General features: G+C 46.9%; 17 protein-coding genes. 2 read left to right on the top strand and 15 right to left on the bottom strand.

What is annotated here, in order from left to right; translation table 11 throughout:
- Positions 1-260: 260 nt before the first annotated feature.
- Complete coding sequence (locus BWI93_RS08720; RefSeq protein WP_094810281.1) at positions 261-869, bottom strand: hypothetical protein; 609 nt, start codon at positions 867-869, stop codon at positions 261-263.
- A 184-nt stretch (positions 870-1,053) separates the two neighbouring features.
- Here BWI93_RS08720 and BWI93_RS08715 point away from each other — a divergent pair, with 184 nt between their 5' ends.
- Positions 1,054-2,535: a T9SS type A sorting domain-containing protein gene (locus tag BWI93_RS08715; RefSeq protein ID WP_094810279.1), complete on the top strand. Its 1,482-nt coding sequence runs from the start codon at positions 1,054-1,056 to the stop codon at positions 2,533-2,535.
- Positions 2,536-2,910: 375 nt separating this feature from the next.
- Here the strand turns inward: BWI93_RS08715 and BWI93_RS29495 are convergent, their stop codons facing one another.
- From BWI93_RS29495 to BWI93_RS08685, 7 genes are all read right to left on the bottom strand, one after another.
- Positions 2,911-3,885, bottom strand: a complete 975-nt coding sequence (locus tag BWI93_RS29495) for a glycoside hydrolase family 32 protein (protein WP_369679126.1) — start codon at positions 3,883-3,885, stop codon at positions 2,911-2,913.
- Positions 3,828-4,472, bottom strand: a complete 645-nt coding sequence (locus BWI93_RS29490; protein WP_369679125.1) for a glycoside hydrolase family 32 protein — start codon at positions 4,470-4,472, stop codon at positions 3,828-3,830. Before BWI93_RS29490 ends, BWI93_RS29495 begins: the two co-directional genes overlap by 58 nt.
- Before the next feature lie 60 nt (positions 4,473-4,532).
- Positions 4,533-6,251: a RagB/SusD family nutrient uptake outer membrane protein gene (locus tag BWI93_RS08705; RefSeq protein WP_094810276.1), complete on the bottom strand. Its 1,719-nt coding sequence runs from the start codon at positions 6,249-6,251 to the stop codon at positions 4,533-4,535.
- Positions 6,252-6,265: 14 nt separating this feature from the next.
- Positions 6,266-9,370 carry a TonB-dependent receptor gene (locus BWI93_RS08700; protein ID WP_094810274.1) on the bottom strand — a complete coding sequence of 1,035 codons (3,105 nt, stop codon included), beginning with the start codon at positions 9,368-9,370 and terminating at the stop codon, positions 6,266-6,268.
- 25 nt (positions 9,371-9,395) lie between these two features.
- Positions 9,396-10,286, bottom strand: a complete 891-nt coding sequence (locus BWI93_RS08695) for a carbohydrate kinase (RefSeq protein ID WP_094810272.1) — start codon at positions 10,284-10,286, stop codon at positions 9,396-9,398.
- A gap of 46 nt (positions 10,287-10,332) precedes the next feature.
- Entirely contained in the window at positions 10,333-11,646 is a 1,314-nt protein-coding gene (locus BWI93_RS08690) for a sugar porter family MFS transporter (protein ID WP_094810270.1), read from the bottom strand.
- Between the two features lie 193 nt (positions 11,647-11,839).
- Positions 11,840-14,572 (bottom strand): substrate-binding domain-containing protein, encoded by a 2,733-nt coding sequence (locus BWI93_RS08685; protein ID WP_255157778.1) that lies wholly within the window; start codon positions 14,570-14,572, stop codon positions 11,840-11,842.
- Between the two features lie 455 nt (positions 14,573-15,027).
- Here BWI93_RS08685 and BWI93_RS08680 point away from each other — a divergent pair, with 455 nt between their 5' ends.
- The gene (locus tag BWI93_RS08680; protein ID WP_094810267.1) at positions 15,028-15,546 is read left to right on the top strand and encodes a hypothetical protein; all 519 of its coding nucleotides are present in this window, start codon (positions 15,028-15,030) and stop codon (positions 15,544-15,546) included.
- Positions 15,547-15,687: 141 nt separating this feature from the next.
- Here BWI93_RS08680 and BWI93_RS08675 read toward each other — a convergent pair whose 3' ends face one another.
- The 7 genes from BWI93_RS08675 to BWI93_RS08640 all read right to left on the bottom strand — a co-directional run bounded on the left by BWI93_RS08675 (position 15,688) and on the right by BWI93_RS08640 (position 21,390).
- On the bottom strand, positions 15,688-16,200 hold the full coding sequence (locus BWI93_RS08675; RefSeq protein ID WP_176454175.1) for a DUF998 domain-containing protein: 513 nt from the start codon (positions 16,198-16,200) through the stop codon (positions 15,688-15,690).
- Positions 16,201-16,730: 530 nt separating this feature from the next.
- On the bottom strand, positions 16,731-17,501 hold the full coding sequence (locus tag BWI93_RS08670; RefSeq protein ID WP_094810263.1) for a hypothetical protein: 771 nt from the start codon (positions 17,499-17,501) through the stop codon (positions 16,731-16,733).
- 148 nt (positions 17,502-17,649) lie between these two features.
- Positions 17,650-18,375, bottom strand: a complete 726-nt coding sequence (locus BWI93_RS08665; RefSeq protein ID WP_141217398.1) for a hypothetical protein — start codon at positions 18,373-18,375, stop codon at positions 17,650-17,652.
- Between the two features lie 632 nt (positions 18,376-19,007).
- On the bottom strand, positions 19,008-19,199 hold the full coding sequence (locus tag BWI93_RS08660; RefSeq protein ID WP_094810259.1) for a hypothetical protein: 192 nt from the start codon (positions 19,197-19,199) through the stop codon (positions 19,008-19,010).
- A gap of 160 nt (positions 19,200-19,359) precedes the next feature.
- On the bottom strand, positions 19,360-19,890 hold the full coding sequence (locus BWI93_RS08655; RefSeq protein ID WP_094810257.1) for a hypothetical protein: 531 nt from the start codon (positions 19,888-19,890) through the stop codon (positions 19,360-19,362).
- A gap of 130 nt (positions 19,891-20,020) precedes the next feature.
- Positions 20,021-20,431: a VOC family protein gene (locus BWI93_RS08650; RefSeq protein WP_094810254.1), complete on the bottom strand. Its 411-nt coding sequence runs from the start codon at positions 20,429-20,431 to the stop codon at positions 20,021-20,023.
- 659 nt (positions 20,432-21,090) lie between these two features.
- Complete coding sequence (locus BWI93_RS08640; RefSeq protein WP_094810250.1) at positions 21,091-21,390, bottom strand: hypothetical protein; 300 nt, start codon at positions 21,388-21,390, stop codon at positions 21,091-21,093.
- Between the last annotated feature and the right edge of the window lie 780 nt (positions 21,391-22,170).

Genomic DNA, 22,170 nt, shown 5'->3' with positions numbered 1-22,170 from the left:
CCTGTCTCACCTAACTGGGGTATTTTTAAACACTGCTTCCGGGAGTAACTTTAAAAAGGGCAATTTAGCAACCTTGACTTTTGTCTTACCTCTTTTATTACCTAACATCTAATGGGTTATAGAACCATTGACTTTACTTATAAAGATCAAATAAATTTTAAAATACTTATGAAATCTGCTTTGCCATCAATCTAAAACCAAAATTCCCTGATACGATACTATCAGGGAATTTTGATATAAAAATAAGCATACTTTCATCATTACATTTCGCTGGTGAAACGCTCGTAGATGGTTGTAATGATCACTTCCCTGACCCCCTGTTTTGTATAGAGCCTACGTTTATTTGTCAATCGAATTCGATCTTTTGCTTCTATAAAGGCTGATTCAGGCTTAACCCAACGCACTGGATGTGCTTTCTCGTTAGGTGTAATTATGATCTGACTCAAATCATCAGCGAAAGAGAACCTGTAGCCTGAACCCTGCTGATTGTAATGAACACTATACTTCTGGTTATAGCTCAGCGTATCAGCACCATTCCAATCTGGATTAGTCCCGGTATACGTGTACACATATTGTTCTGACCAAAATTGTGTGAATAAGAAGACAGCTTTATCAACGTTTTTAACTCTGATTTCCAGAAAGTTACCGTAGTTATTTAATTCGCCTATTTCCTGAAGCAAATTACTGGAAGAGATCCCGTCAAAATTGACGTCAACGGGCTCATTACTAGTGGCACTGATGATCTTGTATTTCCCATGGAAACGCTGGTAAAGCAATTCTACATCATTTTTGGGTTGAATAGATTCTTTTTTCTGACAACTAAGGGTGAACAGAAGCAATACTAGTAGTACAATCGAAGTTGTTTTCATAGGTTAAAGTTTAACTGATGCAATTTAGTGTATAATCTTTGCTACTTTATGGGTATTGATCCTATCTCTGTTTGTTTACTTTAACGTACCGGTATTTACGCAACGAAGTAGAGATGTCTGAATCATGAATCGATAACGGATTCGTATTCATTTTAGCTTTAATGATTACTGCAACCTTAGCTTTATGAAACGATTAGTCTTTATTCTTAGCTGCTTCTTACTCTTCTATCCTGTCTTCGCTCAGCAGGAAACCACGCATTGGTATTACGGCCGTAATGTCGGCTTAAGCTTCCGTAATTTTCCACCAACTCCTCTGTTTGATGGAGCATCGAGTAGCCCGGAAGCCATTGCCGTTACTTCACACCGGCAAAGTGGCGATCTACTTTTTTATTCAGACGGCGTGACCGTTTGGAACCGTCAGCATCAGGTCATGCCGCATGGCAAAGACTTGCTCGGGTTTCAAACGTCTACGCAGGGGGCATTAATTGTACCTTCCGTAACGGATGAACAGGTGTACTATCTCTTTACCCTCACCTGTCCCCGCTACGACATTTACAAAACACCCGGTTTGTATTACAGCCTGGTAGACATGAGGCTAGATGGTGGAAAAGGAGATGTCTTGGCGACTACTAAAAACATCCAATTGCTGCCACAGGTAACCGAAAAGTTAACTGCGGTCCGGCACACGAATGGCAGGGATTACTGGGTGATTACCCACGGTTACGACAATGACCTGTTTTATGTTTTCCTGCTAAATGATCAGGGGATTTCCGCTCCGCAAACTTTTCAAATGGGTACCATTCATAATGACATGACTCCGCAATTGACGGAGGCCGCAGGTTACTTAAAAGCTTCTCCGAATGGTAAAATGCTGGCCTGTGCCGTGTACAATGAGCTAGAGAGCCGTCCGTTCGAATTATACGATTTTGATGCTAATACTGGAAAAATCTCTAATTACCGAAGCCTGGGATCTTTTTTTGATCAGTACGGCGTATCCTTTTCGCCAGATAACTCTAAATTATATCTGACGGTTAATAGTCAGCGTGTACCTGCCACTACTGAAACGCTTGTCCAATTTGACCTGTCCGTGGTGCTGGCTGACGGCACTTTTCCTTCTACCTACCTTTCGTATCCGGTAGTTATAGGGCAGAACCCCGTGGCAGGCGAGGAAAATCCGAATCAGGAGAGACCTATTGGCCTGACCTGGGCCTTGCAGTTAGGACTAGACGGTAAACTTTATACGTCTAGTCCTTACGTAATCAACCGACCGAATGAAAAAGCAGAAGCTTGTCAAATTAGTACCTTAGAGCCACAACTAAGGGATCGGCCGAACAGGGGATTCCAATACGGCTTACCTAATTTCCTGCAGGAATCCTTTGCGAACTTGCCAGCGATAGATGGCCTGGGAGAAAACTGTACGATTGAGCAGGTATTCAGGATTGGTCCCAATCCTTCGGCGGGCCCGGTTATTATTGAGATGCAGGAGCGTTGCCGAAACCCCTATGGTTTGAAAGTCTACACCGTGCTGGGTCAGGTAGTTTACCATCAAATGAATGTGACAGCGTTAAGTCATGAGCTGGTCTTGACTTCCTTACCAGCCGGGTTGTATTTGGTAGAAATCCAATACAACCAGCAACGTAAGATTTATAAACTGGTTAAACGTTAGTTATTTCATTTACGATAACGATTTACTAACGATCCCTCCTGAAAGCTCATCCGAAATCTCTGCCAGGGCTGGTTTGACAATTGAGCAATTACCTTTCGTTGTTCTTTGTTCCAGGGAACTTCATCGATACTAATCTTCATCACCTTGTGCAAACGACTCTTCGAGAAAATGAAGCACTTTACCTACCATAGATTTTTTTCAATGTCCTCAGTAACATAAGCCTTTCAGAGCAGATTCTGGTTGTTATACCAGACTTATCACCGGAGCTAACCATCACAGGTTAAAAGCTAAAGCATCCTGAAGAAGAAGAGCTGATTTGACGGATTAGCTCTTCTCTTCAGGATGCTTTAGAATTATACCTAACGAACCATTAATTTACTCAAGGGATCTGATTTTAAGGTCTTTAAATAGACCGCTACCATCCTTTGTAAACAGTTCAATCTTTCCGTTGGTCTTTTCCGGGAACACCAGCTCCGTTAGTACGGCTTCTCCGTCATTCACATACACTTCCAGCACCGAAGCATCGGCAATGATGCGTACCTTCACTGCTCCGTTCTGCAGCGTTACGGGAGCTTCTTCTACGCTGGGGAAACGCTGGTTGAAAGCCACCTTTCCCGATGTGCGGCGGTCCAGGTGTATGTTCCCCCTTTCGTAGGATAACACCGTTTCTTCGGAGCCATTTTTGTAAAGGCGGATGCCCTGAGTCTGAGACTGGCCCGGTACCAGCGTCACTTCCAGTTCAAACGGCGAGCCGATTTCTACCGGTATCCCCTGACTGGCATTGTTCAGGGAAAGCGACTTCTGCTGGTAGCGTACCTGCTTTCGTAAGCCGGAAAGTTTAGGCTGCTGAATTAACATAAGCCCTTCACTGGTCCGCTTCAGGGCTATTTCCCGGGGCAGTGACATGGCACCCTTGAATGGTTCGGTCGGCAGATCATTGGCGTATTCCCAGTTATTGATCCAGCCTATCATCACGGGTTGTTTCGCTGAAGCCGGCAGGTGGTTGTACGGAATGGCTGCGTAATAATCCTTTCCGTAGTCCACGACATTTCCCCATTCAGGAGAAGCAGGCCTGGGATTTTCTTTATCGAGGGTAAAGTTGGTACCATCAAAATCGCCCACAAAGTACTGCATCCCCACGTAGCCTTTCTGGCGATGTCCCGAAGAAATGAATAATACCCAGCGGCTTTTACCCGGCTCATTGAGAATAGGGACCTGAATCAGCGAAGGACATTCCCAGATTTTGCTTTGATCCCCCTGTTTGCCAAACCGACTCATCTGCTTCCAGGATTTCAGGTCTTTCGACTCAAAAAACAGCACGCTGTACTCATCCGGTTTAACGGCGGCCATAACCCATTTTTTTGGGGTTCGTACCAGAATACGTTGGGGTCCCGAAACTCGTTCGTGTTCAGTTCCAGTACCGGATTCTTCGCATACTGCTGCCAGGTCCGGCCCTTGTCCGCACTGTAGGCTAAACTCTGGTGCTGGGCCAAAGCCTTGCCTTTCTCATCGACGTGCGAGGTATAAATGGCGACCATGCAATCTTTTGTACCCGTCGGGCAAAGCTTACTGGTGTTGCCATAGTCGATGACAGCACTCCCCGAAAAGATCATGGTTACACTTTTTCCGTCCGGGTTGGCAAACTCGTTGAGTGCCACGGGCAGTTCGTTCCAGTGCAGCAAATCCTTACTCACGGCGTGTCCCCAGCTCATGTGCCCCCAGCGATTACCCTGGGGATTGTACTGGTAAAACAGGTGATATTCGCCGTCATAGTACACCAGTCCATTGGGATCATTGATCCAGTTCTTTTGAGGAGTAAAGTGAAAGGCCGGGCGGTACTTTTCGGTGGAAGTAGCGGGAGCCGGACTCTGGGCCTGCACGCTGGAATCCATTATGATCAATGCGGCAACAAGGGCCGATACTAGATAACTTTTCATAGTAAGTAGGGGTACAACCCCCGTTAGTTCGGTAAAGATAAAATAGCAAAGACTCCAGAATTACCAGCCCGGGTTTTGCTGGTACAAATTAGCCGTGTAGTTAATCTGATTTAAAGGGATGGGTAGATACTCATCCCTGTTTTTGGTGAAACGGGCTTCTTTCAGGTATTCCCGCTTGATTTTTTCCTGGGTGAAATAGGTATTCAGGTATTCAGCTGCGATCCCCCACCGAACCAAATCAAAGAATCGGTTTCCTTCCATGGCAAACTCCAGTCGTCTTTCCCAACGCAGAGCCTGTCGGGCGAAAGCCTGATTCCAGGTACAGTTCACACCGGGCTGATACGTTTCCAACTTGTAGGAAGAAACAGCCTTCCCTGCCTTATCCTTCAGCAGAGCCGTACTTTGCTTCGCCCGCTGCCGAATCTGATTAATGAGAGGCAAGGCTTCATTTTCCCGACCGAGTTCGATCAATGCTTCTGCTTTCCACAAGAGCACATCGGCGTATCGGAGCAGAATATTGTTTTTGGCACTTCCCATAAACGGCGGTACTTTCTGAAAACCCGGACTGTCGTACGCTACCGTTTCTTTCATCGAAGCGTACGAACCGTAAATGTCCGGAGCCCGTGCCCAGCTGGCCTGATAAATAAAGTCGGGCTTATACTTGTAGGGATGGCCCGGAATCGCTACCGTATGGTCCAGCCGCGGATCGAACGTATGTTGCTGAAAATCGCTCAATTCCTTGACGTCTTTCTGATTGAACGTATCGAACAGGGGTAAGCCCTGCGAATCCGTTTGAAAGGCATTGACCAGATTTTGACTGGGCTGATGAAACCCACAGCATCCGTACTCGGAATTCATGGGATAACTCAAGGCACTGCTCCAGTCCAGCCGACCTTTGGGCGTTCCATCATTTTTGGAACGCTGGATGGCGAAAATCGACTCGGTACCGTTATCGTACTCATACAGGAAATTCTTGCTGAAGTCATCAAACAAACCGTATCGGCCGGAAGTGATTACGGCGTCGGTAAGCGTCACCACTTCCGTTAGCTTGGCTTGGTTAATGCCCGTCACGTTATGGTTCACATCCTGCTGATACGCCTGATACAGTAACACTTTGGCCAGATAAGCTTTGGCGGCGATCTGATCGACCCGTCCTTTTTCGGGTTGCGTTACGGGTAAGTTTTCCGACCCAAACCGAAAATCATCGGCAATCTTGTTCCAACTTTCTTCATTGGATAAGTCAACGTTGGAAATCTTACCGTACTCCTCAGTCAGCACACTCTCATCAATATAGGGAATATTCTTGAACAGGATTTTCAGATCAAAGTAGGAATGACCCCTCAAAAAACGCATTTCGGCCTGTCGTACTTTTTTGTTCGGGAAAGCTTCCTCACTCATTGCATTGAGGCGTCTCAACGCATCATTCGCCCGAGAAATGGATACATATAAACGATACCAGATCACATCACTCTCGCTTAGATCGGGCCGGATATAGGAAAAGGTTTCGTAAAAATGGAAGGCACTAATATCAGCCGTACCCGCTCCCCCCTTATAGGCATCCCCTGAACGCAGGTTCCCGTAGGGCCACAGGGTGAAGGGTGCGGTATAGTGGTCATTCCCGATGGCTGCATAGGCAGCGGTGCATAATTTTTCAATGTTCTCCGGGGTATTGAGTGCTTCTCCATCAATCACGGCATTGGGAGCAACGTCTAAGGCTCGCTGGCAGCTATTTCCGGCTACGATCAGGAGCGTAGCCAGTAAAAGGCGTGTTAGTTTCATAACGGATTTCGAGGTTAAAAGGATAGATTAAGTCCCAGTGTGTAAACAGCTGGGATGGGATAGGTCGCATTCGGAGTTTCGGGATCTACTCCCGTGTAGGCGGAGTTGCCGGTTTTCTTGCGAAGCGTCAAAACATTTTGAGCCTGTACATACAACCGGGCTTGCTGCATTCGGTACCGCTTGAGAAGTGTTGCCGGAATGGTATAGCCAACCTGTACGTTTCGGAGTTTCAGATACGAACCCTGTTCGACAAAATAGGAAGATCTTCTCTGTTCGTTGTTCTTATCCGTCAGGGTTAAGGCAGGAATCGTAGATGTAGGATTGGTCGGCGACCAGGCATCTAAGGTACGCTCCCCCCAGTTTACGCCCGAAGCCAGCGAGGCAAAGTCCGTCAGGAGCTTATTATCATTGTAAACATCCGCCCGTTGTAGGCCCTGGAAGAAAAGCACTACATCAATTCCCTTAAAGGAAAAATCAGCGTTCAGTCCGTACATGAATTTCGGATTACTGTTACCGATCCAGGTCCGATCTCTGTCATCTACTACGCCATCCCCGTTCAGGTCTTTGTAACGAATGCGGCCCACCCCCTTTCCGATCTGGGTCGCGTAGGAATCTACCTGCTCCTGGGTTTGAAAAATTCCGTCGGCGACGTAGCCATAAATAGAATTAATCGATCTTCCCAGAATGGTAACATCCCGACCATTACCGCCGTAGGAGTTTACGACTTCCCGGGGCAGGTAGGTCACTTTATTTTGGTAGGAAGAAATATTACCTGACAAGTTAAAGTTGACCTTGTTGGCAATTTTCCCCTGATACCCGAGTTGCAGCTCAATGCCGGAGTTTTCCATGGAAGCTCCGTTCACCCACTGGTTCCCTCCTTCGCCCACGACGCCCAGGTAAGGCGGACTGACGAGAATATCTTTCGTTTTCTTTACAAAATAATCGACTGATCCGGTAAGCTTGTACTCGAATAAACTGAAGTCAATCCCGTAATTGGTTTGGGTCGTGGATTCCCATTTCAGTTTATCATTTCCTTGCTGAATGAGTCGGTACCCGGAAGGGAGGCTGCCCGTATTGGCTCCCGTTAGGTCGTAAGCGGTTCCGATGTCAAAATCCCAGGTTGGGTCAATGCCGTAGTTAGACTCGTACAGGCGATAAATGGCGTTGTTGGCAAAATCCTGATTTCCAGTAACTCCCCAGCCAAAGCGTAACTTCAAATCGGAAATGGCCGTTACGTGGTCTTTTAGGAAATTCTCTTCGCTCAATCGCCATCCTAGCGAGAACGCCGGAAAGGTTCCGTACCGCTGGTCGCTTCCAAAACGGGAAGAGCCATCCCGCCGAACGGTTACCGAAGCCAGATAGCGATCGGCCAGTGCGTAATTTACTTTGCCAAAGAAAGACATGAGGCCGTAACCAAATGCGGAGCCACCGTTGTCTTTGTTCGCAGAGCCGGCATCCAGGTACATGTATTCGGGCGTTTGTAAAGCAAAGCCCTGGCGACTGGCCCAGAAACTCTGGTTGTTATAGCGAATCCGCTCGGTACCCGCTAAAAAGTCAAGCCGATGCTTATTACGCTCTAAACTATACGTCAACGTATTCTGCCAAATCCAGTTTCCATAAAAGTTTTCTGTATTTGTCGCCCGGTTCATCGGGTCGGATAAAAATCCTGACGTGTAGGCTTTGTAAAGGACTCGCTGACTGCCGAGCGTATAATCCACGCCAATACTGGTGCGAAGCTGAAGTTTGGGCAGGATTTCTAAATCAGCGTACACATTCCCAAATAGGCGACCCGCGTACGACTTGTTCTGCTGGTTATCGGCGATGAGGCGTACCGGGTTCTGCCGATCACTCATACTGGCCACGGGTCCACCCCAGCCACCCGTAAGCGTACGAACGGGTACGATGGATTGCTGGATCAAGGCCATATTCATGATCTCTCCTTCGGGCAGTAAAGTTTGTCTCGTTTTCGCGAAAGTCAGGTTTTCACCCACCTTGAGTTTCCCCTGTAAGAAATTATAATCTGAATTAAGTCGAAGCGTGAGGCGGTTCAGATTCGTTTTCCTGATGATGCCGTCATGATCCAGGTAATTGAGTGAAAAAAGCATCGTTCCCTTTTCTCCACCATTCGAGAAGTTCAGGTTATACGACTGCATCAATCCCGTTTGAGAAATTTCGTCAAACCAGCGTGTATTAGCTGGCCGCATGGTTTGAGCGGCGTCAATAAACTCCGGATAGCTTACGCCGTCCAGGACGGGTTTTCCCTGAGCGTCCAAATGCGAGTTAAATTGGTACAGGGGGCTGGAGGGCGTAACGCCGTCATTGACCGCCGCTTGCCAGTATACGCGGGCCCGCTGCTCCGTGTTCAATACCTTGAGTTTGGATTGGTACCGTTGAAACGACCAGAATGAACTAAAGTCAATGCGACTAAAACCGGCTTTCGCCCGTTTGGTGGTGACGATGATCACGCCATTTCCCGCCCGTGACCCATAGATACTAGCGGCTGAGGCATCTTTCAGTACCTGAATGGATTCAATATCATTTTGATTGATCGATTGAAGCCCTTCCTTGGTAGGAATTCCGTCGATGACGTACAAAGGATCATTATTGTTGAGCGTTCCCTGGCCCCTGATGCGGACACTCGCGGTGGCTCCGGGCGAGCCACTCGTCGTGACCTGCATGCCCGCCACGCGTCCCTGTAGATTTTTGATGGGGTCAGCCGTTGGAATATCCTTAATGTCGCTCAGTTTAACCACCGAAACGGCACCCGTCAGGTCGGCCTTGCGTTCGGCTTTATAACCCGTGACGACGACTTCATCCAGCTTTTTCAAATCTTCCTCAAGGATCATATCAAGGACACTGGAATTACCCAGGGCGGCTTCCTGAGAAACCATGCCTATGAACGAAAAAAGCAAGGTTGCCCCCGGCGAAACCCGTAGTGTATACTCGCCTTTTTCGTTCGTGGTGGTGCCATTGGTGGTGCCTTTTTCCAAAACCGTTACTCCAGGGATCGGTTGAGCATCGGTCTTTGACGTGATTTTCCCGGAAATGGGTAATTTATCCTGGGCCATGGTAGCCCCCATCGTACTGACTAGCAGTACGAGCCATAAAAAGTGTTTCATACAGGTTTTAGAGAAAGTGTTAAGGTTATACCATCTGCATAAAGGATTCAACCGTGGTGTGGGAAAGGGTCGGCGTAGCTCCGTGCTGCGTAGCTACGTAAGAGCCCGTGGCACAGGCAAAATCAAGGGCGGCCTGAGTCGATGGGTTGACTTGTAACTGGTACAATAAGGCCGCCAGAAAGGAATCTCCACTGCCAATGGTATCCTGTACCTCCACGTGGACGCCCTGACTTTCGTAAAAGAGATCGTTGTGTAAGAGGCAGGCTCCGTTCTCTCCCCGCGTCACACACACCGTACGTAAGTCGTACCGTTCGGCCAAATGCCGCATGGCCGTTTCGGGTTCGCCCGGATACTCATACCAGGAAGTCACTTCGGCTAATTCATGGTGGTTCATTTTAACGATGTCAGCCTTTTCGATCAAATGCTCCACGATCGCTCGCGTGTAATGCGGGGGACGCAGGTTAATATCAAACACTTTGCAGTTAGCTTCTTCGAGTAATTGGTAAAGGGTTTCCCGACTCCGGGCACTGCGGGCTCCCAAACTCCCGTATACGAAGAGGTTCGCTTCTTTTACCCAAGCCGATACCGTTGAATCATAACTGATGTAATCCCAGGCCACGGGTTGTACAATTTGGTAGGTGACTTCACTTCGGTTGCTGACATTGGCTTTTACTACGCCCGTCAGGTGCGTCTTGCCGCGTTGAACCGATGAGGTTTCAATCCCCTTTTCCTCCATGAAAGCCAGTAATTCGTGACCCAGCTCATCTTCCCCTACCCGACTGATCAGTTTCGCGTTGAAACCTAGCTGGTGGGCGTGAACGGCTACGTTAAACGGAGCTCCGCCCGCTTGCCGTCCCGTGGGTAATATGTCCCAGAGTACTTCTCCGAAACAAACCATTGTAAGTGTAGAGTCCATATGGATAGGTGTTGCCTAGAAACGAAAAACCGTTTCTTTTTGAAGATTAATGAATGACCAGAGTTCGATCCGTCTGTTCCAGACTAGTCCCTTTGGTTTCGGGCATAATACGCCAGACAAACAGCAGTTGCAGACCCATCATGACGGCAAAAAAGGAAAAGGTATGTCCGCCGCCGATCTTCTCGGACAAATACGGAAAGGTAAAGGCAATCAGGGCCGCCATGAACCAGTGCGTGAAGCTTCCCAGAGCCTGACCTTTCGCCCGGATACTGTTGGGAAAAATCTCAGAAATGAATACCCAAATAACGGCTCCCTGCGAAAAAGCGAAGAAGGCAATGTAAACGAACAGGTAATACGGAACCGCATCAAACTGCTGCGTATAAAACGCCCGGGCTACCAGAATCAGCGTACCAATGACGCCAAAGGAACCAATGAGCATGAGGGTACGGCGACCAAACCGATCGATGAAATTCATGGCTAGTAGCGTGAAGCAAAAGTTCACCAGCCCAATGCCCGTCGTCGAAAGCAGAGAAGCTCCTTTTTCAAAACCGGCCATTTCAAAGATGCGGGGGGCGTAGTAGATGATCGCGTTGATCCCCGAAACCTGGTTGAAGAAAGCAAACACCAGGGCTAGCACCACCGGGAAACGATTGGGTTTCGCCCATAGTCCATCGGCCTGGTGTTCCTGACTGGATTGTCCAATCAGAATGGCCTGCACATCCTGCTCATACGCGTTCGGATTGATGATTTGTAAGATCTGACGGGCCTGATCTACCTCACCTCGCTTCGTAATCAACCAGCGGGGGCTTTCGGGAACGCCCAGTAATAAAAGCAGGAACAACAAGGAAGGAACGGCCTGTACGCCAAGCATCCATCGCCAGGCGTTGTCACCAATGCCTTCAAAGGCGTAATTGGATAAATAAGCAATGAGAATGCCTAATACGACATTCGTCTGAAAAAGAGCCACCATACGTCCCCGGGATTTGGCCGGCGAAATTTCCGATATATATAGCGGAGCCGTAACCGAGGAAGCCCCTACGCCTAAACCTCCCAGAAAACGAAAGAATAAAAAGGGAATCCAGGTCGGAGATAACGCAGCTCCTAGCGAGGAAACCAGGTAAAGAGCGGCCACACCAATCAGGGTTTTACGTCTGCCTAATCGATCGGAAGGGATACCGCCCAGTAAGGCTCCGAGGACGGTCCCGATCAGAGCAATGGAAACGGTCAGCCCGTGTTCAAAAACGTTCAGGTTCCAGAGTACCTGAATGGCTCGCTCCGCACCCGAGATTACCGCGGTATCAAAGCCGAAGAGAAAGCCTCCCAATGCAATGACAATCGACCAGAGAAATACTTTTTTCATAGAGGAATTTTTCCTCAAAACTGGCCTGAATATCCCTTGCGATAGTTAAATTCAATATCAAAAAAGTTAAACTTTGTTACGTGTTCAATGCGTGGAAGTAATCCGCTCTGAATCAGGTCAATTGTACTTTTAAAATTTAAAATTGCACTCGTTTAGCTTTAACTGAGGTTACATCTGTTTAACTCATGTTACATCATGACTTACGCTGGTTCAAATTTTTAAAGTCGGAAGGTGAAATATTGTACTTTCCTTTGAAGGCCGTTGAAAAATACGTAGGTGATGAGAAGCCGACCTGATACGCTACCTCAGCAATACTGATGGATTGGGTCGCTAATAATTCGCGGGCCTGGGTCAGTCGAAGGCTTTGAATAAAGTCCGTCACACCACAGTCTAACAACGCCTTTACTTTTCGATAGAGCTGTACCCGGGAAAGGCCCATTTCCCGGGCTAACTCTTCCACACTTAAATCAGATCGCGTCATATTCTTTTCAACCAGGGCCGTCAATTCCTGAATAAACTTCCGATCGTTTGCCTGAGAAATAGGTACGGATGTATCGATGGCTAATTCCCGCCTGAAATGTTCCCGAACCAGCTGTCGATTCTTCAAAAGCGTTTTGAGGCTTTCAAGCAGAAAAGCCGGATCAAATGGCTTAGTCAGGTATAAGTCGGCCCCCGACTGCACGCCCTCTACCTGGTGCTCCTGAGCGGTGCGGGCCGTTAACAGAATGACGGGAATATGAGACGTTCGCCAGTCCTGCTTCAAGGCCTCCACTAACTGAGTACCCAGTGTTCCCGGCAGCATTACGTCAGAAATGATCACATCGGGTAGCGTATCAAAGGCCAGCCGCAGACCAGCCGTACCGTCGGCGGCTTCCATAATTTGATAATAGGGTTTCAGCTTTCGGGTCAGAAAGGCCCGAAGCTCCGTATTATCTTCGATCACCAGCACCGTAGCTGCTTCGGCATTCACACGGGTATCAGCCTCCGAAGGGACTTCCGTTAACCAGTCGTGCTGATTCGGCGGGCTCTTCGGTAGCAGACTCACTTCGCCCAGAATGGGTTTAGTCGAAGGAAGGCAAATCTCAAAACTGCTTCCCTGATTCGGGCGGCTCCGAACGGTGATGGTGCCATTATGAAGCTGAATAAGTTCTCTGGCTAACGCCAGTCCAATGCCCGAGCCACCGGTTCCTGCGGTAGTACCCTGGTAAAACCATTCAAATACGTGCTTTTGCTGTTCTTCCGTCATGCCATATCCATTATCTTCAATGGTCAGCCGAATGCTTTCTTTAGCATCGTCCGGTTGGAGAATGACCGTAATTTTTCCCTGATCGGGGGTAAACTTAAAGGCATTGGAAAGGACATTCACAATGACTTTATCCAGCAAATTGCCGTCAAACCAAGCTTTCATGACCGGTTCAGAAGGCAGGAAACGCAAGTCGATACCCCGCTGTCGAGCCGTTTTCTCAAACGCCTGCACTAGATTGCCCGTAAATTCAACCAGATTTGTTTCCACTACCTGAATGGGCATTTTACCTACTTCGATCTTTCGGAAATCCAGTAACTGATCCACGAGTTTAAGCAGCCAGTGAGCATTACGCTGAATGACTTCCAGATCTTTCCGCTGGGAACTGCCCGGCAGAGAGGCCGTAAGTAGCTCCTGTACTGGACTTAAAATAAGGGTTAGCGGCGTTCGTAACTCATGGGAAAAACTGGTAAAAAAGCCCAGTTTCGCTTCGGTAGATTGCCGGGCCTGTTCCGCCAAATCGGCAATTGTATTTTTCTGATTGGAGATTTCTTCGTTTTGGCCTTTGAGCTGCTGCGTAATCCGTCGATTCGAACGGAGCGAGGTATAGGCAATGCCCCCAAAGACTACGGCAGTCAACAGCGAAACACCGAGTATATAAAGAACCGTTTGCTGACTGCTGTACAGCCTGTTTTGCTGTTCTATTCGAAACTGCTGTTGCTGAATATCCTGCCGCTGGTCAACGATTTTTTCCGTCTGCTGTTTTAAGATGTGTACATTGGTTGAGTCAATAACCATCGTACCCAGGATGTTTTCCTTGACGTACGGCTCTTTGTCCAAAATCCGGATCGCCGTACGGATCGCCTCCTCCCCGCCCGTAGGATACAACAGAGTAGCCTTAAAAATACCATCTTCAACAAACTGCAGACCTCCACTGGGGCCCGAAAGTCCGTCTACCCCCACTATCTTGATCCGCTTTTCCAGGCCCATTGCCTTGCAAACCTGATAGACGCCCAGGGCCATGCGATCGTTCTGAGCAAAGATTAAGTCAAGGTCAGGATGAGTTTTCAAAACGTCCGGCAAACGTTGAATGACGAAAGGCTGTTCCCAATCACCGTTCAGGCTAGTGACCAGCTGGATATTGGGGTAGTTTTTCAGTGTAGCGGCAAAGGCCTGATGGCGGTCACTGGCCGCCGAAGCACTGGGCGTACCCGTTACTTCTAACACCCGACCTTTTTTCTGAAGTAATTCTCCAACGTACAACCCGGCCGTATGGCCAATCTGATGATTATCTCCTCCAACGTAAGCCGTGTATAGTTTAGACGTAGTCCGGCGATCCACAATAATAACCGGAATTCCCTGATTGAAAACTTCTTCCACTACGGGCGTGATGGGTTGAGCCTCGTTGGGAGAAATAATCAGCAAATCCACATGAGCGGCTACTAATTCACGAATTTGCTGGACTTGAAGCTGACTGTTATCATGAGCGTCTTTCATGAGGAGCTTTACTTCCGGATGAAAACCAAGCTCTTTTTCCATCCCCGCGACCATGGCCTTTCGCCATTCGTCTCCGTTGGTACACTGAGCGAAGCCAATAGTAATTTTCTCCTTCTTTTCATGGGAAGAGCATCCCATCACAACAAAGAGCAGACCCCAAAGAAGGAATTTCTGAATAATAGACACGATGTTTCAAGCTGTTAATCCTACAAGATACTAAAAAAGCGTAAGCAGGGCTGGCTCTCCAAAACCGTTACGTTTTCTTACCTGCTTACGCTACCCGCTCTCTCATCCCGTGGTTATAGATAGACTAGTCTTCGCAGAAGGTGTAATACCCTTTTTCAGGTAAGGTATATTTTTGTAGTTTTCAGCTGGGTATAAGTACCAATAGAAACGATCTGATTTAAGGCTATTAGCTATAGGGTAGGCTGAATCTTTCTTTGCTGCAGGAGATCAAAAATACCAGCATCAATAAAAGATTCTTCTCATAAAATAATTTAGACAGGTGGTAATGTGTACTATCTTGTATATGGGTTCGTTTGTAAAAGTGAATGAAGCATCACCATTTTAAGTATAGAGGCACAATTGAATAGAGAATACGAATAATTGATTAAAGCTTTTTAAATTCTAAAATAACTACTATGAAACAGCTACGATTGATTATTATGCTTGGCCTTTGCGGGTTAGCGTTCTTACAATGCAAAAAGCAACCCGTAGCTATAGATGAAGCGTTACCTGAAGAAGTTGACCCTTTGACCACAATTGATTCCGTTACTACAGGTTCGCAAAATATTAAACTCAATGGATATCAAGCCCAATGTTTTGAAAAAAATATAAGCTTACTTAATGAAAGAGAGCCCTTTACTATCAATGACCATCAGACCTATAAACGTTATTTGGGTTGTCATGATGGAGATTTGCCAGCCATCGACTTTTCTAAGCAGACATTATTGATTGCTAACATCCCACGCACCTGTATTCCTGGATTTTTGATTGAACAATCCATTGAAAGCAAGAATGGTCACCTCGATTGGAGCGTAAAATTCCCATCTGCCTATGGTTGCACTAATTCACCCCTAATAAGAAGACAAATTTGTTATCTGTATGATGGTGTAATCAATAAAGAAAACGTTACTCTCAGTATTCAAAAGTACAATTAGAACTTATAGAATTCAGAAGCTTTTAGCTATTTGTTTAGTAGATTGTTAGCAGAAATTGGACTATGTGATCGAACGAAAAAGCTTTATTAAAAAGCCGTCTTTTGTAGACTATGACTGGTAAATTGACTCGCGTTGACGCATCTATTCGTATAGAGCTAGCAGCAACGATCCAAATAAAATTCCTTCCATGAACCGCTGCATAAGACCGCGAAGAGGTAAGCCCGGAATTGATAACAGAATGCTCCCTACCAATAGGCTTGCGGCCCCTACCGCATACAGATTATAATGGATCACGATCCATTCAGGACTGACTTGAGTCAGCCAATAGGCACCGCCCAGGTACTCAACGGCTCCCCCTACATTATGCATTTGTTGTCGGCCACTACCTGATACGGGGGAACCCACGTCACAGGGAAAAAAGGTTGCCATGCTATAGCCCGTTGCCATACACGCCGCTAAACCGGCTATAGGCAGCGAATCAGCGAGCATGGCCACCAGGACTAGCAGCAAGCCAACGGGTAAAAACAACCCGTAACTGACCCGGCGGCATTGGGGACTAGCCACTTCGCCCAGCTCACTAATGGTATCCCGCCAATGCGAGTAGGCCCGCTTACGCCAGCCAAAATAACTTATGCCTGCCAGTAGCAGAACCATACTACTAAGAGCTAAACCAAATGTCATTTAACCAGATAGGACGTGTATAAACTGCGTTTTATGTTATGAGTAGCACGGGTCCGTCAGCTTTAACAGGCTGGCGTAAGCAATCTTACATATCGGCTAACTAAAAACAGCCTGTCCATGGCAAGTGAATCTAAAAAGAGCTTGAAAAATGCTGATCACAGAACGATTAATATAGGCTGTCTTATCCCTGCTTCTGGCCATTAAAGGAATCGGATAATTTTGTAAAAATCGTTCGTGGCATGTACACTTTATCAGGTATTGCAGAGATGAAGAAACGCCAAGACTCCTTAGTCAACTCACAGTATAGACACTTTAGTGACAGATAAGCAGCTGCTTTGATCTACCCAGTTCACCGGATATTTTAAATGGGCATTTCCTCTACTAAAGTCAAAACAAAAGGCTACGGTTTTGCTATCTTCAAAAGAGTTTTTCGCCTCTTTATCTGATCTATTGAAGCAGCAATCTTTGAACAAGATACGATCGATCGCAAGATGTAGCAAGCATCACAAATACGCGATGAGCGGTTTTCCTCTCAGGGCCTGCACGAACAACAGCGTAGCTAAAAGAAAGTACACCGCAGACAGGCTAATGAGTACAGAGGTGCGATGAGTTACATAATACCCCAGCAGCGGTAGAATCTGCAACGCGTGCATGCCCCAAAAGTGGGCGATTCGCAAATCTCCGTATTGTTTGCTCCAGTTGAGACCTGGCAGTCCCAGGCTTCCATCGGCGGCCCCGACGGTATGACTAAGCCGGGCTCCCATCAGTCCACCCTCAAAAGCAAAAATCACGAAGAAAAGAATACCGAGCCGGATACCCCAGAGATAAGCCGCATCAGTAACGGTGTGATGCGGTCCAAAAAATAATAAACCGATGTATGCCGTCCACAAAGTTGCAATAGTGATTGCTACTCCCATGGTCGTAAACAGCAGGCTATCCAGCGTAGAACTTACATTGAAGTGAGATAATTTGCCCTGAGCCGCCTGACCGGTAATGATTACCAGTTCAATCACCATAGCGATTACCAGGATCCAGCTGTATAAATTTACCTGCGGCTTTTGGGTAAGAAGCCCGGTATACCAGCCCATGGTCCAGCAAAAAATCCAGATAGCGATGAAAAATTTAGCGGGCTTCACAAACGCATTCACGCCCAGTACCTGCCGGCTGGTCGTGAGTGACAGCGTGATACACCCAACGAAACCAATCAGGCAAAGCATTCCGAACCAGTAGAGAAGAGTGTTTCGTTCGCGAAGCGTTAGTAAAAAGGTATCCATAGTTAATAGCAGGCATAGGGTTAGCTCGCAAATTCATGTACAGAAGTACAGGTGTTCAGCGTAGGAAGTCTCGGAAAAGTCAGTAGGAATTTACACCAAGATGCTCATCACTCACTAAACCTTGAAGACAACAACAAGGCGTTGAGTACTAATTATGGCATTCAGTCATAAAAGCTTTGAATTTCCCAGTACCGATTTTAAAAGCCGCATTTTCATGCCAGGTGTTAGGATTATAAAGTCTTATTTTAAAAGTAGCTTCAATCATCCATCCCTTCTGACCCTTGCGATCTGTATAGGGTTTTACAGATGAAATAGTTACCTGAGACCCTTCCTGACTCAGTTCAAAATTACACCCGTCAGAAGCACTTGCCAGCACCTCATAGTGGTCCGAAGCCGTTGGTACAGGATTATAACGACTGGTGGATACATCGAAATTACCTTCCTCCAGTTTTTGATAACAATTAGAGTTTATAGGCTTCCTGGGAAAAAGGTTAAAGTAATTTTCAAATACTCCTGATTTCGTGTATTGACACATGAGTTCGTTACTCCTTACAGGCTTTTCAAGGATTAGCTTTTTATTAAAATTTAAAGTTATTTTCTCGTATTCTTTTAGGGGTGCTCCACTGTAAGGTTTATGGCGGAATTCAAACGTAAAGCCAATGATTGGTTTGAGTTCATCTCCGTAATGGGCGTAACGTTTGATTCTTGTTACAAACACAGTAGTATCACTAGTGAGCCATTTGGTTTTGTTACCGTCAATATCCAGGTCAATGTATTCAACGTCTTCCGGGATAAGGGGTTCTGGATCATTTTTAGTGGACTTACAGGCTATGGTAAAGACCAATAAGGTAAAGAAAAGGAAGAACTGTTTCATCAGAATTTTTATCAAAGGCGGTTCGAGTGGTGAAATTAGGTACGATGTAACGAAATGTGAGCCCGTGTGTATAACTTTTGTTTTGGAAACAGCAGTAACCAGGTCGGATAGATCTAATACCAATCGTTTAATTACTATCTCTTTCCGTACAAAATGAAAAAAGCTTATCAATTTTTTAAGTTACTTTCAAAATTCAAAGGTACATAACTACGAAAAGCCGCCAGATTTCTTCAGCGGCTTTGTTGCTTGTCTTCTTCGGGTTTATCCGCGTATACTAAACGTCTGCTGTGACTAACTGCACCTGTTCTAGAACTATTAAGAGTAGACGTTTCAGGTATACCCTGGGTTTTGCTGGATCCACTCATCCGCTCAATCTTCAGTGGGAGGATCCAGGGCTTCGCTGATGCCATGAGCGGCTAAGCCTGCACACGTAGCGATCAGAATTGCCGTGTCCAGCTAGGCCCGTAAATACACTACTTTCCCCACCGCATTCTGATGAAGTGCATCCCCTGGTTAACATAGCTGGACCCATCGGCTAACGTAGCCCGGCTAACGTAGCCCGATCCCTCCATTCCACGGCAATCTTCGTCATTTAGGTCCATCCACTGACTGCCACGCTGCGATTTCAAAGTTCAACCCCGGAAAAAGCCGGCAAACCATAGCCGCATGGCTGGAATGCTATGCCGGGTACCTCCCAGGGTATGCTGACCACTGAATGTATGGATAATCAACGGCGACATACCTTTGAGCATGGATTCATAATCTCCCTGACCGAAGCGTTCAAAGTTTTGGAGGACGATCTTTTTTACAATGCGATGGTACATAGCGTTACCGGGTACTAGATTAGAGAGCGGCTAAACGTTTTGTTTACTCGTACTTGTCTTATCAACCCTTGCGTTCGTTGACTAGCTCACTCCATTGAGGAAAGGGATTACCTAAAGAGGCTAAGGTCTGGACTCAACGGTAACTCATGCGTACGACTGGCTATTTGTAGAAGTATTCAACGTAAGCAGTGTCCACCAGGCTGGACTTGTTGAATTCGCTCGCCCACTGTTTTTCTCTGCCTTTTTCTACGTTTAATTGCCAACGGCTGGGACCGTTTAACGCTACGGATAAATGCAGGTGCTCTATCGTAGAAAGCCAGTCCTTTTGATGGGTAGCAGTGAGTTCCTGCAAAACCACAAAAGCTTCAATGCTCCTGGTTGAGTCTACGTAAGAAATAAGGGTCGTACCGTCGGTGAAATTAGGCTTGACAAAGTAAGGTTTACTATACATGTGCCGGGTTACGTAAGCCAGGCTATCAGCGGGCAGCGAAGAAACATAACGTATGTTCAGCGAGCTTACGGAGAGCTTATACGAACTGACCAGATCAAATCCCTGCCGAGTGGAAGTGGCAGGCTTGAAAGCTACAATCACGCGTTCGGGTACCAATGTCTCCGGTTCGGGATCGGTTTGGGGTGTAGGCTTACTGCAGCCGACCAACAGAGCTACCCAAACAAGCAAGTAATGATTCATAGGCAATAGAGTCTTTGGCAATTCTCAGCTACGAACTTAAGCGAAGATGTTGTAACTGCCTGAGATAAAGGCAAATTCTTTGATCGTCTGCACCCGTATCGCCTTCTCAAAAGGCCTCCTTCCTCTCTACCTATTTCCCTGAAGACCTGTAAACGTTAGGTTCTAACAGATCCCACAAATTGCCATAGAGGTCTTCAAAGACCGCCACCGTCCCGTACACCTCTTCTTTCGGCGGTCTTACGAACTTGATTCCCGCCTGCCGATACGCCTGATAGTCCCTTTCAAAATCGTCGGTGTACAGAAAGAGAAACACCCGTCCGCCCGTTTGATTGCCAATCTGACTTTCCTGAGTGGCACCGTCTGCTTTGGCTAGTAGTAAAGCACAGGAGCCATCGCCCTGAGGAGTTACTAGTACCCAGCGTTTCGTTTCGCTTAGTTTTGTGTCTTCCAGCAAGATGAAGCCTAGCTTCTGCGTGTAAAAGTCAATCGCCTCATCGTAATCACGGACTACCAGTGTGAGGTGAGCAATGCGTTGGTTCATAACAAAGAGATAACCGGAATGCTAAGCTAAGCAGTAATTCACCATCGAGTCAGCTCCGGTATTTAACTGAATACGCAGGTCAAAGAGCTACCACTATGAAATGCGATTCCCCGCTTATCAAAGCTGGGAAGGGTTCTATCCGTAAGAAACCCGCTTACCCGGCGGGTGAATTGAACGCATCAAGCGACCGACCGACAAGGGTGTGGCAGATCGTCTTCCACGCCCGCAGGTATACGCAACTCGGGTATTCGTTTATGGACAAGGCTGCCAGGAAGCTGATCGCCAACGATGAGCGGTTTAAGACCAATATTGGCAGTACAGATTATAAGGCCAGCCGCTGCATTCTCCCGTTGCTCTCGTTGTGGATCGTAAGGATCCGTTAGATAGAACACAGTATCGATCTTCCTGAATTCATCCGGAAGATCAAGTACGGTGGCCCCGTAACTCACCTCAACGCCTTTGTTATACGGATCCGGAATGCCCGACTGAGATTCGGGAAAGGTGATGATTGAAGCATTGACCAGACAGTGCCTATGCCGGTGAGTAACGATAAGGGGATGTACGTTGCTGTGATTCATCCGGATATTTCCAGAAACGCTTGCAAAAGACAAAAAAGGGAGCCGTTCCTTTCAACGACTCCCTAAAAATCTTATTTCCCCTTAAGACTGAGCATCTTCAGAGGCTGGTCCCTTTTCCAGACTCTGAATTTGTAAAAAAGCATTCAGATAGTTGCGTAAGTAAATGATCTGAGGCATTTCAAGGTGTGCTATAATTTCGCCGCTGGTTTCACCTTCTTCCTCCCGGTTCACGATTACACTTAAGGTCAATCCGGGATCCGTGGATAATTCAAAGTCTTCTAGCTGAATTTCTACGAAGTCCACTTCATTGGGCACCCCTTCAAAACCCGGTTCAAAAACAGTCAGGGAGCCTGCATCACAAGCAAGATTTAAACGTCCCATTGAGGCATTAGTTGGTTATACAACTCCAAAGATACAGACAGACCGATAGAAGCCCAGCTACATTAAGCCCTGGCTTCAGTTTCCTGTCTTCAACCCTTATCGCCCGTTGAGATGCCTGTTCAGCCATACGTTCAATCGAGCCGTTGCGAAGTGATTACTGCTCCTTTTCTGCTTAATGGTAGCTCGTCGCTGGGTGCGAATGGTTTCGTGCTCATTGACTTGCGAGGGAGTCAGGCTATCCTTTTGTTTAAAAATGTAACGAGTTGAAGTGTACATCAAACTAACAAACCCTTGCCGGAGGGCTCCGTAAAGCGATTTTTGAATCACTAGTGAAGAAATCACCCTAATGTTAAGGGTAAGAATGTAGTAAGATTACATCGGAATAGGTAATCGGTATTGTCTCTACCTTTGATCATGTTCCGAATAGCTGGGGCTTGGACTGGCCTTCACCCCGGCTCCTTTCAGCAGGTTGAATCGTGAAGATTCTTTCGTCAGACGGAAGTCCATGAGAAGAAGGCAACTACCTGACGAAATTCTGGTTGAAGGGACTTTTAACCTATCGACTCATCATTTAATTTCTCTGAAAGACCTGCCTGGAATTCGCCAGACAGGTCTTTTATTGCGTGGTTGAAAAACAGCACTGGACGCCCAAGAGTGAATGTCTTCCTACCTTCAACCTATGATTTATAGCGTGTTCTCTGGCGAAAAGCAACTCAATAACAAATCTTGCAAGCCGTTTTCCGCATCCGGATGGCTTCTGCCCTACTCACTTTAGACACC

This window comes from Siphonobacter sp. BAB-5385, from assembly GCF_002261125.1.
Classification (GTDB): Bacteria; Bacteroidota; Bacteroidia; order Cytophagales; family Spirosomataceae; genus Siphonobacter.
The sequence above is the reverse complement of the archived record's forward strand: the minus strand, read 5'-3'. Positions and strand labels throughout refer to the sequence as shown.